The sequence below is a fragment of the Pseudomonas sp. NFIX10 genome, assembly GCF_900111955.1.
Taxonomy (GTDB): Bacteria; Pseudomonadota; Gammaproteobacteria; order Pseudomonadales; family Pseudomonadaceae; genus Aquipseudomonas; species Aquipseudomonas fluorescens_AA.
This window is the reverse complement of sequence record NZ_FOKH01000011.1, coordinates 110,493-126,778: the sequence shown is the minus strand read 5'-3', so window position 1 is coordinate 126,778 and position 16,286 is coordinate 110,493. Positions and strand designations below refer to the sequence as shown.

Annotated in this window: 15 protein-coding genes; 10 read left to right on the top strand and 5 right to left on the bottom strand. The window is 62.6% G+C overall.

Features of this window, described 5'->3' with window-relative positions; all coding sequences use genetic code 11:
* Positions 1–26: 26 nt before the first annotated feature.
* Positions 27–698: a TetR/AcrR family transcriptional regulator gene (locus BM321_RS12700; protein ID WP_060740184.1), complete on the bottom strand. Its 672-nt coding sequence runs from the start codon at positions 696–698 to the stop codon at positions 27–29.
* 148 nt (positions 699–846) lie between these two features.
* Here BM321_RS12700 and BM321_RS12695 point away from each other — a divergent pair, with 148 nt between their 5' ends.
* From BM321_RS12695 to BM321_RS12675, 5 genes are all read left to right on the top strand, one after another.
* Positions 847–2,277, top strand: coding sequence for a coniferyl aldehyde dehydrogenase (locus BM321_RS12695; protein ID WP_092442744.1), 1,431 nt, complete (start codon positions 847–849; stop codon positions 2,275–2,277).
* Positions 2,278–2,304: 27 nt separating this feature from the next.
* Complete coding sequence (locus BM321_RS12690; protein WP_092442743.1) at positions 2,305–2,850, top strand: twin-arginine translocation pathway signal protein; 546 nt, start codon at positions 2,305–2,307, stop codon at positions 2,848–2,850.
* A 150-nt stretch (positions 2,851–3,000) separates the two neighbouring features.
* Entirely contained in the window at positions 3,001–4,596 is a 1,596-nt protein-coding gene (locus tag BM321_RS12685; RefSeq protein ID WP_092442742.1) for a GMC family oxidoreductase, read from the top strand.
* A 115-nt stretch (positions 4,597–4,711) separates the two neighbouring features.
* Positions 4,712–5,191 (top strand): pantetheine-phosphate adenylyltransferase, encoded by a 480-nt coding sequence (gene coaD / locus BM321_RS12680; protein WP_003177462.1) that lies wholly within the window; start codon positions 4,712–4,714, stop codon positions 5,189–5,191.
* Positions 5,192–5,324: 133 nt separating this feature from the next.
* On the top strand, positions 5,325–5,576 hold the full coding sequence (locus tag BM321_RS12675; protein ID WP_016489663.1) for a YfhL family 4Fe-4S dicluster ferredoxin: 252 nt from the start codon (positions 5,325–5,327) through the stop codon (positions 5,574–5,576).
* A gap of 154 nt (positions 5,577–5,730) precedes the next feature.
* On the opposite strand, the gene BM321_RS12670 is transcribed toward BM321_RS12675, so the two are convergent.
* The 3 genes from BM321_RS12670 to BM321_RS12660 are packed head-to-tail and all read right to left on the bottom strand — an operon-like array spanning position 5,731 to position 7,765.
* Complete coding sequence (locus BM321_RS12670; RefSeq protein WP_060740179.1) at positions 5,731–6,051, bottom strand: hypothetical protein; 321 nt, start codon at positions 6,049–6,051, stop codon at positions 5,731–5,733.
* Between the two features lie 55 nt (positions 6,052–6,106).
* Positions 6,107–6,919: a bifunctional DNA-formamidopyrimidine glycosylase/DNA-(apurinic or apyrimidinic site) lyase gene (mutM, locus tag BM321_RS12665; RefSeq protein WP_053188961.1), complete on the bottom strand. Its 813-nt coding sequence runs from the start codon at positions 6,917–6,919 to the stop codon at positions 6,107–6,109.
* Between the two features lie 30 nt (positions 6,920–6,949).
* Positions 6,950–7,765, bottom strand: a complete 816-nt coding sequence (locus BM321_RS12660) for an HDOD domain-containing protein (protein ID WP_175534942.1) — start codon at positions 7,763–7,765, stop codon at positions 6,950–6,952.
* A 233-nt stretch (positions 7,766–7,998) separates the two neighbouring features.
* On the opposite strand from BM321_RS12660, the gene BM321_RS12655 reads away from it, so the two are divergent.
* The 4 genes from BM321_RS12655 (at position 7,999) to ilvD (ending at position 13,379) form a co-directional block, all read left to right on the top strand.
* Complete coding sequence (locus BM321_RS12655; protein ID WP_092442740.1) at positions 7,999–8,538, top strand: type 1 glutamine amidotransferase domain-containing protein; 540 nt, start codon at positions 7,999–8,001, stop codon at positions 8,536–8,538.
* 111 nt (positions 8,539–8,649) lie between these two features.
* Complete coding sequence (locus BM321_RS12650) at positions 8,650–9,846, top strand: class I SAM-dependent rRNA methyltransferase (RefSeq protein WP_003206543.1); 1,197 nt, start codon at positions 8,650–8,652, stop codon at positions 9,844–9,846.
* 217 nt (positions 9,847–10,063) lie between these two features.
* Positions 10,064–11,269 carry an MFS transporter gene (locus BM321_RS12645; protein WP_092442739.1) on the top strand — a complete coding sequence of 402 codons (1,206 nt, stop codon included), beginning with the start codon at positions 10,064–10,066 and terminating at the stop codon, positions 11,267–11,269.
* A 268-nt stretch (positions 11,270–11,537) separates the two neighbouring features.
* Positions 11,538–13,379, top strand: coding sequence for a dihydroxy-acid dehydratase (gene ilvD / locus BM321_RS12640; protein WP_072405931.1), 1,842 nt, complete (start codon positions 11,538–11,540; stop codon positions 13,377–13,379).
* A gap of 189 nt (positions 13,380–13,568) precedes the next feature.
* Here the strand turns inward: ilvD and BM321_RS12635 are convergent, their stop codons facing one another.
* On the bottom strand, positions 13,569–14,624 hold the full coding sequence (locus BM321_RS12635) for an HAD family hydrolase (protein ID WP_092442738.1): 1,056 nt from the start codon (positions 14,622–14,624) through the stop codon (positions 13,569–13,571).
* Between the two features lie 242 nt (positions 14,625–14,866).
* Here BM321_RS12635 and BM321_RS12630 point away from each other — a divergent pair, with 242 nt between their 5' ends.
* On the top strand, positions 14,867–16,258 hold the full coding sequence (locus BM321_RS12630) for an L-cystine transporter (RefSeq protein ID WP_092254381.1): 1,392 nt from the start codon (positions 14,867–14,869) through the stop codon (positions 16,256–16,258).
* The last annotated feature ends 28 nt before the right edge of the window (positions 16,259–16,286 follow it).

Sequence of the window (16,286 nt, the reverse complement as noted above, 5' to 3'; positions counted from 1 at the left end):
CTCCTGTGGCTAAGTCGGGGATCGGCCTATTGCCCTTCCTCGAGGGTCTGGGCCAGGGGGACGTAATATTCCTTGAACAGTGCATCCACCGCTTCGCGGGCCTGATCGGTCACGAAACCGGCTTCCAGCACCAGCACCTGATAGACGCCGCGCTTGATGGCCTGCTCGCTCAGGTGGCTGAAATTTTCCCGCGTGGTGCACAAGAATCGCACCCAGGACGTGAGGATGATCCAGGCGTTGAGGGTCAGGGATTCGATCTGCACCCGGTCCATCTTCAGGATGCCGGCGGCAACGAAACCTTCGTAGATCGCGGTGCCGTGGATCAGGCAGCGCTGGGAAAACCGACGATAGCGGGCCGCAAGGTCCGGATCGCTGTCGAGCAGATGCTCCAGGTCTCGGTGCAGGAAGCGATAGCGCCACATGGCCGCCAGCAGTTCCTGCAGGTAGAAGCGCTTGTCATCCACCGTGGCCGCCCGGCCCTGGGGCGGACGCAGGAAGCTGTCCACCAGGTTCTCGTATTCACTGAACAGCACGGCGATGATCGCCTGCTTGTTGGGGAAGTGGTAATAGAGATTGCCCGGGGACATGTCCATGTGGGCGGCGATGTGATTGGTGCTGACGCTGCGCTCACCCTGTTGGTTGAACAGCTCGAGGCTGTTTTGCACGATGCGCTCGCTGGTTTTCATTCGTGGGGCCATGGTTTGGGCTTTAATTCGACGAAGGCATTGATCGGCATCTTACGACCTATCGGTCACAGGAAAAACCCAAAGCCGTTGCGGATGCCATTGACTTTCTAGAGTATAAGCTCTAGAAAACCCTCATTCTAATAACATCCGGTGCCTGACGATGCCTGCCGACGTTGCCTACCTGCACGAGTCTCAACAACAACTGGACGAACTGCGGTCGCTCTTCGATGCCCAGCGCCAGGCCTACGCTGCCCACCCAATGCCACCGGCCGAACAGCGTCGGCAATGGCTAAAGGCACTGCGCGAGGTATTGAGCAACGAACGACAAGCCTTGATCGACGCCATCAGCCAGGATTTCAGCCACCGCAGCGCCGACGAAACCCTGTTGGCCGAGTTGATGCCCAGCCTGCACGGCATCCATTACGCCAGCCGGCACCTCCAGGACTGGATGAAACCCTCTCGACGCAAGGTGGGCATGGCCTTTCAACCGGCCTCAGCCAAAGTGATCCATCAGCCGTTGGGCGTGGTCGGGGTCATCGTGCCGTGGAACTACCCGCTGTTCCTGGCCATCGGGCCGCTGGTCGGGGCGTTGGCGGCGGGCAACCGGGTGATGCTCAAGCTCAGCGAATCGACACCGGCGACCGGCTTGCTGCTCAAGCAATTGCTCGCCCGGGTCTTCCCCCAGGACCTGGTGTGCGTGGTGCTCGGCGAGGCGGAGGTCGGCATGGCGTTTTCCAAGTTGCCCTTCGATCACCTGTTGTTCACCGGCGCCACCAGCATCGGCAAGCATGTCATGCGGGCCGCTGCCGAAAACCTGACCCCGGTCACCCTTGAGCTGGGTGGGAAATCGCCGGCCATCGTGTCGGTCGATGTCCCCATCAAGGACGCCGCTGAACGCATTGCCTTCGGCAAAACCCTGAATGCCGGGCAAACCTGTGTCGCCCCGGACTATGTGCTGGTGCCGCAGAACCGCGTCGGTGAGTTCGTCGAGGCGTATCGCGAGGCGGTGCGCAGGTTTTATCCGACCCTGGCGGACAACCCGGACTACACCGCCATCATCAACGAACGACAACTGGCGCGGCTCAATGGCTACATCAGCGACGCCACTGGCAAGGGCGCGTTGCTGATCGAGCTGTTCGAGCAAGGCCAGGGCCGCCGCATGGCCCACAGCCTGCTGCTCAACGTCAACGATGAGATGACCGTCATGCAAGACGAGATCTTCGGCCCGCTGCTGCCCATCGTGCCTTATGACCATCTGGACCAGGCGTTTGCCTACATCAATCAGCGCCCCCGCCCGCTGGCGCTCTACTACTTCGGCTACGACAAGGCCGAACAGCATCGCGTGCTCCACGAAACCCATTCCGGCGGCGTCTGCCTGAACGACACGCTGTTGCATGTCGCCCAGGATGACATGCCGTTCGGCGGCATCGGGCCCTCGGGAATGGGGCATTACCACGGGCATGAGGGCTTCCTGACCTTCAGCAAGGCCAAGGGCGTGCTGACCAAACAGCGATTCAACGCGGCGAAGCTGATTTATCCGCCCTACGGCAAACCCTTGCAGAAACTGATTCAGAAGCTGTTTGTCCGCTGACGCGTGTCTGCCCGGGTGATCACAATCATGAACGCCAGCCTCACCGATACTCCCGCGCTGTCACGGCGCGGCCTGCTGAAATTCAGCCTCGGCGCCAGCGCCTTCCTGGCCGCCGTCGGGCTGGGCGCCAGCCTGAGCGGTTGCTCGCCAAGCCAGCCGGCCGTCGGCCTGGAGGCCCTGCGCGACAGCGACCTGGCGTTTTTACGCGCCGTCATCCCTGTGATGCTGGACGGCGCAGTGACCGCCGGGCAGATGCCTGCCGCCATTGACGCGACCCTGGGCAGCCTGGACAGAAGCCTGGCCCACCTGTCCCCCGCCATGCTCGATCTCACGCACCAGTTGTTCGATGTGCTCACGCTGGGCGTGACCCGCGGGCCACTGACCGGGATCTGGGGCGCATGGGAAAACGCCAGCGCCGATGACATCCGCCAGTTCCTCGCGCGGTGGGAAAACAGTTCGCTGGACCTGCTACAGCAAGGTCACTGCTCGTTGCTGCAATTGGTGATGATGGCTTGGTACACCCAATCCGAAGCCTGGGCGCATTGCGGGTATCCGGGGCCGCCAACGGTTTGACCAATTCAGAACCACCCCCTGTGGGAGCGAGCTTGCTCGCGATAGCGTCACATCAGCCACCGATCGATTGACTGACACACCGCTATCGCGAGCAAGCTCGCTCCCACAAAGGGTCTATCGCTACCTCAAAACAATAAGAGAGCCCAGAACATGCCCGTACCCGATCCCTTCCGCGAAGGCCTGGCCCGTGGCTGGACCACCTACAACGGCACGCAATTGACCGAGGACCTGACCCTGGAAGCCGACGTGGCCATCGTCGGCAGCGGTGCCGGTGGCGGCACCACGGCGGAAATCCTCAGTGCTGCCGGCTACCGGGTGTTACTGATCGAGGAAGGGCCGCTCAAGACCAGTCATGACTTCAAGCTGCTCGAAGACCAGGCCTACAGCAGCCTGTACCAGGAAGGCCTCGGACGCATGAGCAAGGACGGCGCCATCACCATTCTCCAGGGCCGGGCCGTCGGTGGCACGACGCTGATCAATTGGACCTCCAGCTTCCGCACGCCCGACCAGACCCTCGATCACTGGGCCGCCGAGCACAACGTCAAGGGTCACGGCCGCGTTGAAATGGCGCCCTGGTTTGCGCAGATGGAACAACGCCTGGGCGTGGCACCGTGGCTGGTTCCGCCCAACGCCAACAACGACGTGATCCGCAAAGGCTGCGAACAATTGGGCTACGCCTGGCACGTCATCCCGCGCAACGTCCGCGGCTGCTGGAACCTGGGCTACTGCGGCATGGGCTGCCCGACCAACGCCAAGCAGTCGATGCTGGTCACCACCATCCCGGCCACACTGGACAAGGGTGGCGCGCTGCTTTACCTGGCGCGGGCCGAGCGCCTGACGATCAAGAACGATGCCGTCGTCGGCCTCGAGTGCCAGGCCATGGACGAGCGTTGCGTGGCGCCCAGCGGACGGCGCATCACCATCAAGGCGCGGCACTACGTGCTGGCGGGCGGCGGCATCAACAGTCCCGGCCTGCTGTTGCGCTCCGCTGCGCCAGACCCGCACGAACGTGTGGGCAAGCGCACCTTCCTGCACCTGGTGAACATGTCCGCCGGGCAATTCGACGAGGTCATCAACCCGTTCTACGGTGCGCCGCAATCGATTTATTCGGATCACTTCCAATGGCAGGACGGAACCACCGGCAAGATGTCCTACAAGCTCGAAGTCCCGCCCTTGCACCCGGCGCTCGCCGCCACGCTGTTGGGCGGGTTCGGCCCCGAGAACGCCTTACACATGTCCCGGCTGCCTCACACCCACGCCATGCTGGCGCTGCTGCGCGACGGCTTTCACCCGGACAGCCCCGGCGGCCGCGTCGAGTTGCGTAGCGATGGCGCGCCCGTGCTCGACTACCCCGTTTCGCCCTATACCTGGGACGGCTTGCGCCGGGCCTTCCACAGCATGGCCGAAATACAATTCGCTGGCGGTGCCAAGGCGGTGATGCCCCTGCACAGCGACGCCCGCTACGTGAAGACCCTGGCCGAGGCCCGCACGCTGATCGACGGGCTTGACCTGGCCTTGTACCGCACGCGCCTGGGCAGCGCCCACGTGATGGGTGGCTGCGCCATGGGTGAAGACCCGAGAACCGCCGTCACCGACAGCCTGGGTCGCCATCACCAACTGGGCAACCTGTCGATCCATGACGGCTCGCTGTTCCCCACCAGCATCGGCGCCAACCCGCAATTATCGGTGTACGGGCTGACCGCACAATTGGCGACAGCCCTGGCCGAACGCCTGAAAAACCCATGAATATCCGGATTATTCGCAGCGTCTATAGTGCTTTCTTATCCAACAGCCGACTTGGCCGACCGAGAAGGCTGCGATACCATCCGACTCCCCAACGGACTCCCGCCAGGACGACGCGATGAACCGAGTGTTGTACCCAGGTACCTTCGACCCTATTACCAAGGGCCATGGCGATCTGGTCGAACGCGCCGCGCGCCTGTTCGACCACGTGATCATTGCCGTCGCCGCCAGCCCGAAGAAGAACCCGCTGTTCCCGCTGGAGCAACGTGTGGAACTGGCCCGCGAGGTCACCAAGCACCTGCCCAACGTGGAAGTGGTCGGCTTCTCGACGCTTTTGGCCCACTTCGCCAAGGAAAAGAACGCCAATGTGTTCCTGCGCGGCCTGCGTGCGGTCTCGGACTTCGAGTACGAGTTCCAACTGGCCAACATGAACCGCCAATTGGCACCGGACGTCGAGAGCCTGTTCCTGACGCCGTCGGAGCGCTATTCCTTCATTTCCTCGACCCTGGTCCGGGAAATCGCGGCGTTGGGCGGTGATATCACCAAGTTTGTCCACCCGGCCGTGGCCGATGCGCTGACACTGCGCTTCAAGAAATGACCGGCAGGCGCTGCGAGCCACCTCGCAGCGCAGCGCAGTCCATCGCGCCCGCGTGCACTGCGCTCGCCAATGCGGCACAATTGCGCCCATACGTTTTCAGATGCCCGGGCCCAACGCCCCGGCAGGAGCCTGCATGTCCCTGATCATCACCGACGACTGCATCAATTGCGACGTCTGCGAACCCGAATGCCCGAACGAGGCCATTTCCCAAGGCGAGGAAATCTACGTCATCGACCCGAACCTGTGCACCCAGTGCGTCGGCCATTACGACGAACCCCAGTGCCAACAGGTTTGCCCGGTGGATTGCATCCCGCTGGACGAGGCTCATCCGGAGACTGAAGAGCAGTTGATGGCGAAATATCGCAGGATTACTGGCAAGGATTGAGCTTTTGGGCGGCCCCACAGGCCCCATCGCGAGCAAGCTCGCTCCCACAGGAGCTTTGCTTCAGGCACGAATGGTGTAAACACAGCAGCCCCCTGTGGGAGCGGGCTTGCTCGCGATGAGGCCATCAGCAGCACCAAGATTCAGTTGCCTGGCCTCACTCCTGCCGCTCAAACCCCTCCCCCACACACCCCAGGCACCGCACGAACGTGGCCCTGGCCGGGTCCACCACCAATGCCTTCCCCGCATCGCCGACCCCACCGCCCAGCGCGGTAAAGGGCAACGACACCACGAATGCCCCAGCCCCGATCACCGTAGCGGCGAGCAGCAGCGGGCGGGCGATCAGCAGGTCGCCGAGCATGGCGAAGGCCGGCGGATTCTGGATGGTGTAGCGCGGGTCGCCGCTGCCGCTGTTTGCCAGGGCAGGCAAACCGACACTCAGCAGCAGCGCTAGAACGACAGGTCGAAGCGGTTTCATCGGGCGATCCTTCGGCTAAATCAATATGACTACTGACTATAGACCGTCGGACGAATCAGCTCTGGCAGCGTGGGCACCAGACACTGGCGCGCTGGCCCAGGCGGATTTCCCGCAGTCCCGTGCCACAGACCTTGCACAATTCCCCGCCCCGGCCGTAGACGAACAGCTCCTGCTGGAAATAGCCGGGCTGGCCATCCCCACCGATAAAATCCCGCAACGTGGTGCCGCCGCGCTCGATGGCATGGGCGAGGATGCGCTTGATCTCGATCGCCAGCTTCAGGTAACGCGCCCGGGAAATACCTCCGGCGGCCCGGCGCGGGTCGATCCCGGCGGCGAACAGCGCCTCGGTCGCATAGATATTGCCCACCCCCACCACCACCGCGTTATCCATGATGAACGGCTTGACCGCCATGGAACGCCCCCGCGACAGCTGGAACAGCCGTTCGCCATCGAACAGGTCGGTCAGTGGCTCGGGACCGAGGCGAATCAACAGCTCGTGATTGAGTGGGTCGAGGCTCCAGAGCATCGCGCCGAAACGCCGCGGGTCGGTGTAGCGCAAGGCCAGGCCGGACTCCAGCTCGATGTCCACGTGCTCGTGCTTGAGGGCCGGCATGCCCACCTCCACCAGGCGCAGGTTACCGGACATGCCCAGATGGCTGATCAACGTGCCGACCTCGGCATTGATCAGCAGGTACTTGGCCCGCCGCTCCACCTGCACGATGCGCTGGCCCGAGAGCCGCACGTCGAGATCTTCCGGGATCGGCCAGCGCAGGCGGCGGTCACGGACCACCACGCGACTGACCCGCTGGCCTTCAAGATGGGGCGCGATACCGCGACGGGTGGTTTCGACTTCCGGCAGTTCTGGCATGAGGTTCTCGCGTCAGGCGACGCCGCGCACTCAACGAGAGGCGAGGTCGCGAATTTCCTGTTTCTGGGTCTGGAAGTCGTATTCCGACAAACCGATGTAGTCGAGCACCAGGCTCCCGACGCTATCCCACTCGTGGTCTTCGGCCTGGTTGCCCAGCACCCGGTGGGACGCACAGATGTTCTCGGACATCTTCAGGATCGCCAGCAGGTTTTTCAGCTGGCTGTTATTGCGTGAAGACTCGTCGCTGAAGACCGCCAGGGCGTTGTGGTGGTTGGCGATCGCCTGGCTGACGTGATCCGGCAGGCGCCAGGATTTGGAAGTGTAGTAACCGACCACCGCATGGTTGGTGTTGAACACACGGTTCTCGGTGTCCACCACCCGGCACTCGGCGCTGGCATTGGCGTAGGCCTCCTCCAGCACGCTCATGTAGTTGGGGAACTGCTTGAGCATCAACGGCACGCCGCAATCGTGGAACAACCCCAGGGCATAGGCTTCGTCACCGTTCTCCAGGCCGACGCGCTTGGCCAGGGTCAGGCAGGTCATCGCCACGTCCTGGGCCGTATCCCAGAAACGGTTCAGAGTGACGATGGTGTCATCGTGCAGCTCACCCTTGATCGACTGCGCATTGATCAGGTTGATGATCGAACGGCTGCCCAGCAGGTTCACCGCGCGCTGGATCGAGGTGATCTTGTTGCGCAGGCCGTAATAGGGCGAGTTGACGATCTTGAGCAAGGCTCCCGAGAGCCCCGGGTCCTGGGAGATCAACTTGGCGATGGTCTCCAGGTCCGGGTCGGGCATGTACTGCTCCATCTGCAGATCCACCATGATCTGCGGCTGGGGCGGCACACTGATCCCTTGCAGGGACTGTTGGATCTGTTCGGCGGAAAGTTCTTTGGACATGAGTGCACACTCTGGGTCAGGCGGGGATTCTAACCCTTAAAGATGGATCCGATACACCGCCGGGTAGATCGGCGGAACTTTCCTTCAGGCATCGGCTTCGGACTTTACAGGGCCGACAGCCAAGCCTGCATACAGGCTTGAGTCGGCAGCCCGACCACTCAGCTTGAGGAGATTTTTCCATGTCTGGTTTCCTGAACAACAAACGTGTCGCCATCCTGGTGACCGACGGTTTTGAACAGGCCGAACTGACCGGCCCCCAGCAGGCGCTGGAACAGGCCGGCGTCAAGGTGGACATCGTTTCGGCCCGCGAAGGCCAGGTCAAAGGCTGGAACCATGACCAGCCGGCCGACGACTTCCCGATCGACCTGACCTTCAAGGCCGCCAATGTCGAGCAGTACGACGCCGTGGTGCTGCCCGGTGGCGTGCAGAACTCCGACACCATCCGCATCGATCCCGACGCCCAGAAACTGGTCAAGGGCTTCGAGGCGGCGGGCAAGCCCATTGCGGTGATTTGCCATGGCGGCTGGTTGCTGGCGTCGAGCGGGCTGGTCAAGGGCAAGACCATGACCAGCTACAAGACCCTCAAGGATGACCTGGTCAACGCCGGCGCGAACTGGGTCGACCAGGAAGTGGTCAAGGACGGCACGTTGATCAGCAGTCGCCGGCCCGATGACATCCCGGCGTTCAACCGCGAGTTGCTCAGCGCGTTGTCCGCTTGAAGCCTGCTCGATACCGTGGCGAGGGCGCCCGCTTCCTCGCCACATGTCCAGCGCAAGCCCCGCCAAGGTTGCAACACGGTATACTCCCGCTCTTTTTTCCGGAGCGACGTCATGTCCCTGCCTAGCCTGCGCCTCAAAGCCAACGCCGACCGTCGCCTGCGCGCCGGCCACCTGTGGGTCTACAGCAACGAAATCGATGTGGCCGCCACGCCCCTGCATGGCTTCAAGGCTGGCGACCAAGCCATCCTCGAAGCCGCCGGCGGCAAGCCGTTGGGCATCGTTGCGATGAGCCCCAACAACCTGATCTGCGCCCGGCTGCTGTCCCGTGACGTGAAGCTACCGCTGGACAAGTCCCTGCTGGTGCATCGCCTCAACGTGGCGTTGTCCCTGCGCGAACGGCTGTTCGACAAACCGTTCTATCGCCTGGTCTACGGTGATTCCGACCTGTTGCCAGGCCTGGTGGTCGACCGTTTCGGCGACATCCTGGTGGTGCAGATCGCCTCGGCCACCATGGAAGCCCACAAGGACGACGTGATCGCCGCCCTGACCCAGGTGCTCAAGCCCAGCGGCATCCTGTTCAAGAACGACTCCGCGGCCCGTGACGCCGAGGGTCTGAACCGCTACGTCGAGACCGTGTTCGGCCTGGTGCCGGAATGGGTGGCCCTGGAAGAGAACGGCGTGAAGTTCGAAGCGCCGGTCATGGAAGGCCAGAAAACCGGCTGGTTCTACGACCACCGCATGAACCGCGCCCGCCTGGCCCCGTACGCCAAGGGCAAGCGCGTGCTGGACCTGTTCAGCTACATCGGCGGCTGGGGCGTGCAAGCCGCGGCGTTCGGCGCCAGTGAAGTATTCTGCGTCGATGCCTCGGCCTTCGCCCTCGACGGTGTCGAGCGCAACGCCGCGTTGAACGGCTTCGCCGAGAAGCTGACCTGCATCGAAGGCGACGTGTTCGAGGCCCTGAAGGAGCTCAAGGCCAGCGAAGAACGTTTCGACGTGATCGTGGCCGACCCACCGGCCTTCATCAAGCGCAAGAAAGACCTGAAGAACGGCGAAGGCGCCTATCGCCGCCTCAATGAGCAAGCCATGCGCCTGCTCAGCAAGGACGGCATCCTGGTCAGCGCGTCGTGCTCGATGCACCTGCCCGAAGACGACCTGCAAAACATCCTGCTGACCAGCGCCCGTCATCTGGACCGCAACATCCAACTGCTCGAACGCGGCGGCCAGGGGCCAGACCACCCGGTACACCCGGCCATCGCCGAGACCCGCTACATCAAGAGCATCACCTGCCGGTTGTTGCCCAACAGCTGACACCGGGCGGGGCCAGTGCCGTAGCGCTGCGCCCCGCGCACTCGAATCGCACTCTGATCGCGGCCTCGGCTGCGATTTTTTTTGCACGTCTGAAATAAGTCCACAGGAGAACTCCCACGCAATTACCAGAACCTTCCTACTCAATCTCCCCGGCGCCCGGCGGACATGACGCATTAGGATTGAAAGCGCCCCCTCAGGTACGTCTTGGACCTCGTCAATGACTGATCCGCAAAATCGCCCGGCTGCCCGCAAACCGGCCACCGTCGGCTTGTTGCTGACGCTGACACTGCTCGGCGTCTTTCCCATCGATGTCGTGCTGCCCTCGTTCCCCGCCTTGTCCGAGCATTTTGAACGCTCATCCGCGGACATTGCCCTGTCTGTCAGCCTGTTCGCGATAGGGATTGCCCTTTCCCAGCTGCTGGTCGGCCCGCTCTCCGACGTCATGGGACGAAAAACCCTGCTGTTGATCGGGATCGCCGTTTCCGCCGTTGGAGCCGCCGGTTGCGTGCTCGCCGACGGTTACGGGGCCTTTCTGTTCTTGCGTGTCGTCCAGGCCCTGGGATGCGGTTGCTTCGTGCTGTCCCAAGCGCTGATCCAAGACCTGTTCACCGGTCGGGAACAGCAGCGCCTGCGGATCTTTCTGGTCACCTGCGGGGGGATTTTCATTTCCGTTTCGCCCCTGGCCGGCACCGGGCTGCAAAACTGGATGGGCTGGCGAGGCAGCTTCCTGGTGTTCATTGCCCTGGCCATCGGTGCGTTCATCAGCGCCAGTCATTTACTTCAACGCCCTGTGGCAGACAGCCAACCCAGGCGCCTGGATTTCATCGCATCCTATCGAAAGGTCTGCGGCGACTTCAGCTTCATGGCCTATTGGTTAACCTCGGCGCTGGCCTTTTCCTGCCATTTTTCGTTCATCGTCATTTCACCGCTGGTCCTGATCGACCAGTTGCGCCTCTCCCCCGAGGCTTTTTCCCTGGCGCTGCTGGGCTATGGGCTGGCCTACATCGGCGGGGGCGCGGTAGCGTCCGTGCTGAGCAATCGAATCGATCCACAGACGCAAATCATCACGGGACTGGCCCTGATCCTCGCCGCAGGCCTGCTGATGCTGGGGCTTGCCAATCAACTGGGGTTGTCAGTCACCACCCTGTTGCTGCCCATGATCGTGTGCACCACCGGGACGACCATTGCCCGCGCAGCCGCCCACACCCAAGCCATGAACAGATTTCCCGAGCGGGCCGGCACATCCGCCTCCGCCGGCAGTGTGCTGATCTTCATCGTCGGCGGGCTGACCAGTGCCGCGATCAGCCTCACCCCGCTGGACTTGCAACTCACCCTGGCCCTGTGCCTGGTCCTGCTCAGCCTGCTGGGGCTGGCGCTCAATGCCCTGGTCCGGCAGCGTGACAGGGGGCTGTTGGCCGGCTGAACCCTGCCAGTCGTCATCCCGTGCACGACATTGGCGCCCGATCAGCGCTTTGCGTCATTTCATCCTGGCGCCAGCGGTGTAGAATCGTGGCATTCATCGCCATTCATCCCCGGCGGGTTTATGAGCTCATGCCGAGGCGCGCAGCGATCCTGCAAAGTCATCGGCCACTTCCGGACACACGGCCAAACCCGGGTGCTCCAGACGTCGACAGAAGCTCACTTCCCCATTGATACCTGATAAGTACCTGATTAGCCGCCCGGAGTGCTCCATGCCTGATTACCGCTCGAAAACATCCACCCATGGCCGCAACATGGCCGGCGCCCGTGCCTTGTGGCGTGCCACGGGGATGAAGGATGACGACTTCAAGAAGCCGATCATCGCCATTGCCAACTCCTTCACCCAGTTCGTACCCGGCCACGTCCACCTCAAGGACCTCGGCCAACTGGTTGCCCGGGAAATCGAACGCGTCGGCGGCGTTGCCAAGGAATTCAACACCATCGCCGTGGACGACGGCATCGCCATGGGCCACGACGGCATGCTGTATTCGCTGCCGAGCCGCGAGATCATCGCCGACTCCGTCGAATACATGGTCAACGCCCACTGCGCCGACGCCATCGTGTGCATTTCCAACTGCGACAAGATCACCCCAGGCATGCTCATGGCCGCCCTGCGCCTGAACATCCCGGTGATCTTCGTCTCCGGTGGCCCGATGGAAGCGGGCAAGACCAAGCTCGCCAGCCACGGCCTCGACCTGGTCGATGCCATGGTGATCGCCGCCGACTCCAGCGCCTCTGACGAGAAGGTTGCCGAATACGAGCGCAGCGCCTGCCCGACCTGCGGTTCGTGCTCCGGCATGTTCACCGCCAACTCGATGAACTGCCTGACCGAAGCCCTGGGCCTGGCCCTGCCGGGCAACGGTTCGACCCTGGCCACCCACAGCGATCGCGAGCAGTTGTTCCTGCAGGCCGGCCGGACCATCGTCGAGCTGTGCAAGCGCTACTACGGCGAAAACGACGAGTCGGTGTTGCCGCGCAACATCGCCAACTTCAAGGCGTTCGAGAACGCCATGACCCTGGACATCGCCATGGGCGGTTCCACCAACACCATCCTGCACTTGCTGGCCGCCGCCCAGGAAGCCGAGATCGATTTCGACCTGCGCGACATCGACCGCCTGTCCCGTCATGTGCCGCAACTGTGCAAGGTCGCGCCGAACATCCAGAAGTACCACATGGAAGATGTGCACCGCGCCGGCGGGATCTTCAGCATCCTTGGCTCCCTGGCCCGTGGCGGCCTGTTGCACACCGACCTGCCGACCGTGCACAGCAAGAGCATGGCCGAGGCCATCGCCAAGTGGGACATCACCCAGACCACCGACGAGGCCGTGCATCACTTCTTCAAGGCCGGCCCGGCGGGCATCCCGACGCAAACCGCGTTCAGCCAGTCGACCCGCTGGGAGACGCTGGACGACGACCGTGAAAACGGCTGCATCCGCAGCGTCGAGCACGCGTACTCCAAGGAGGGCGGCCTGGCCGTGCTCTACGGCAACATCGCCCTGGACGGCTGCGTGGTGAAAACCGCCGGCGTCGACGAGTCGATCCATGTCTTCGAAGGCAACGCCAAGATTTTCGAAAGTCAGGACAGCGCGGTGCGCGGCATCCTCGCCGACGAAGTGAAGGCCGGCGACATCGTGATCATTCGCTACGAAGGTCCGAAAGGCGGCCCGGGCATGCAGGAAATGCTCTACCCGACGTCCTACCTGAAGTCCAAAGGCCTGGGCAAAGCCTGCGCCTTGCTGACCGACGGTCGGTTCTCCGGCGGCACCTCGGGCCTGTCCATCGGCCACGCTTCGCCGGAAGCGGCGGCTGGCGGTGCCATCGGCCTGGTGCGCGATGGTGACAAGGTCCTGATCGACATTCCGAACCGCTCGATCAACCTGTTGATCAGCGACGAAGAACTGGCCGGGCGCCGCATCGAACAGGACAACAAGGGCTGGAAGCCGGTGGAAGTGCGTCCGCGCAAAGTCACCACAGCCCTCAAGGCCTACGCCCTGCTCGCCACCAGCGCCGACAAGGGTGCGGTGCGTAACAAGGCGATGCTTGACGGCCTGTAAGCGTCGTTCGTTGCAATAAAAAATGCCCCGCCAAGTGCGGGGCATTTTTTTGCGATGAGCGCAAATCCTGAGCACACCGACAATCGAATGTGGGAGCGAGCTTGCTCGCGATGGCGGTGTGTCAGCCAACAAGGATGCTACTGACACGACGCCATCGCGAGCAAGCTCGCTCCCACAAGGGGGTGGGGCTTACTGGATATCTTCCGGCTTGACGATCACCCAGTTCTTGTCCGCCGTCACCGGCAGTCCTTCCTTGGCCTGGGCCGCGGCGTGCTTGGCCATCATGCCGTTGATCTGGGTCATGTACTTGTCCTTGCGGTTGACCCACAGGTGGATGCCGCCCTTGGCCACGTCCACATCGTGAAACAGCATGTAGCCGTCACTGCTCGGCGTGTCGCCGCCCACCAGCACCGGTTTTTTCCATTCGTCGATGTACGTCAGGATCGCCGCGTGCTTGCCAGCCATCCAGGTCGCCGGGGTCCACAGGTAAGGCGTGTATTCCAGGTCAAGGTTGGCCTTCTCGTCATATTTGCCCGCGGTGATCTGCTTGCGGGCGGTGGTCAGTTCGCCGGTCTTGCGGTCCTTGAGCAACATGGTCACGCCGATCACGTTCTGCGGCTTGAGGTTGTAGCCGTATTTCGGGTCTGCGGCGACCATGCGTACCAGCTCTTCGGAAGCGGCGGTCATGACATAGACCTCGATGCCGTTTTCCATCAGCTTGTTGTACAGCTCGGCCTGGCCGGTGAAGACTTTCGGCGGGTTGACGTTGTACTGGACCACCTTGTCGCCATCGTAATAGGTGGTCGGCACCGGCTTGCCGGACGCCATCAGCTCATCGACATAGCCCTTGAGCTCCTTGAGCGTGAAGCCCGAGAACACCTGGGCCACCCACGGGTAGCAGACCATGTCGTCCACTTCGCACAGGCGGTAGTAATAACTGAACAGGCTTTCCTTGTGATCGGCCGTGTCCTTGAACGGCATCAGCTTCAAGGACGGGTCCAGGCTTTCCCGGGTGATGAGGCCCTTGTTCTCCATGAACGGCAGCAACGATTCCTCAAGGTCGTAGCGGTAACTGGTGTTGTCCATGTCGAACACCGCGTAGTTACCCTTGTTGGCGTTGGCCGCGATCATCGCGTCCAGGGCCTTGGCCTGTTCCGCCGGCCAGTGCTTGAGTTCGGTGGCGAACACCTGGCCGGCCAGGCCAAGACTCAAGGCGACAGCGAGAAAACGAGGTGCGAGTTTCATCGGCATTTCTCCCGGGTTCAAAGAATCCGACGCTAACAAATGCTTGTGACAGTCCTCGCCTGTGGGCGACCGCTTACATCTTGATCACGCCAGCCGCGTATCCGTAAACGTCACTGCCTTATTCCATAAACGACAATCTACATGCTTTTTTAGTATTAATTCATTAGTTATCAGGCTGTTAGGCTCCCCGGTTCGCAGTCGCGGCTTCAGGCGACTGGCACAAGTCTGATGGAGCTCTTTTGATGAATCTGCCGCTGATCCTCAATCTGCTGGTATTCCTCGCCTTGCTGTTCGGCCTGGCGCAAACCCGTCACAGTACCTGGAGCCTGGCCAGGAAAGTGTTGCTGGCACTGGTGCTCGGCGTGGTGTTCGGTATCGCCCTGCACACGATTTATGGCGCCGGCAACCCGGTCCTCAAGGCCTCGATCGGCTGGTTCGACCTGGTGGGCAACGGCTACGTGCAATTGCTGCAAATGATCGTAATCCCGTTGGTCTTCGCGTCGATCCTCAGCGCCGTGGCCCGCCTGCACAACGCCTCGTCCCTGGGCAAGATCAGCTTCCTGACCATTGGCACGCTGCTGTTCACCACCGCCATCGCCGCGCTGATCGGCATCGGCCTGACCAACCTGTTCGGCCTCACCGCCGAAGGCCTGGTGGCCGGCACCCAGGAACTGGCGCGCCTGCAAGTGATCCAGAGCGACTACGCCGGCAAGGTCGCCGACCTGAACATCCCGCAACTGCTGCTTTCATTCATTCCGCAGAACCCCTTTGCCGACCTGGCGCGGGCCAAGCCGACGTCGATCATCAGCGTGGTGATCTTCGCCGCGTTCCTCGGTGTCGCGGCGTTGCAGTTGCTCAAGGATGACGTGGAGAAAGGCCAGAAAGTGATCAACGCCATCGACACCCTGCAAAGCTGGGTGACGCGCCTGGTGCGCCTGGTGATGAAGCTGACGCCGTACGGTGTGCTGGCGCTGATGACCAAGGTGGTGGCCGGTTCCAACCTTCAGGACATCATCAAGCTCGGCAGTTTTGTCGTGGTGTCGTACCTCGGGCTGGGGCTGATGTTCGTGGTCCATGGCCTGTTGGTGTCCGCTGCCGGGATCAACCCGTTGCGCTTCTTCCGCAAGATCTGGCCAGTGCTGACCTTCGCTTTCACCAGCCGCTCCAGCGCGGCCACCATCCCGTTGAGCATCGAAGCCCAGACCAGCCGCCTCGGCATCCCACGGGCGATTGCCAGCTTCAGCGCCTCGTTCGGCGCCACCATCGGCCAGAACGGTTGCGCCGGCCTTTATCCGGCCATGCTGGCGGTGATGGTCGCGCCGACCGTGGGCATCAACCCGCTGGATCCGGTCTGGATCGCAACGCTGGTGGCGATCGTGACGTTGAGTTCAGCCGGGGTGGCCGGGGTCGGTGGCGGCGCGACGTTCGCCGCGCTGATCGTGCTGCCGGCCATGGGCTTGCCGGTCGCGCTGGTGGCCTTGCTGATTTCCGTCGAGCCGTTGATCGACATGGGCCGTACGGCGTTGAACGTCAGTGGCTCGATCACCGCCGGGGCGATTACCAGCCAGGTGATGCAGCAGACTGACAAGGCCTTGCTCGATGCCGAGGAGCATGGGGAGTTGGTGCACGCTTGAAGGGGAGTGCCCGTTGGATCGCTATCGC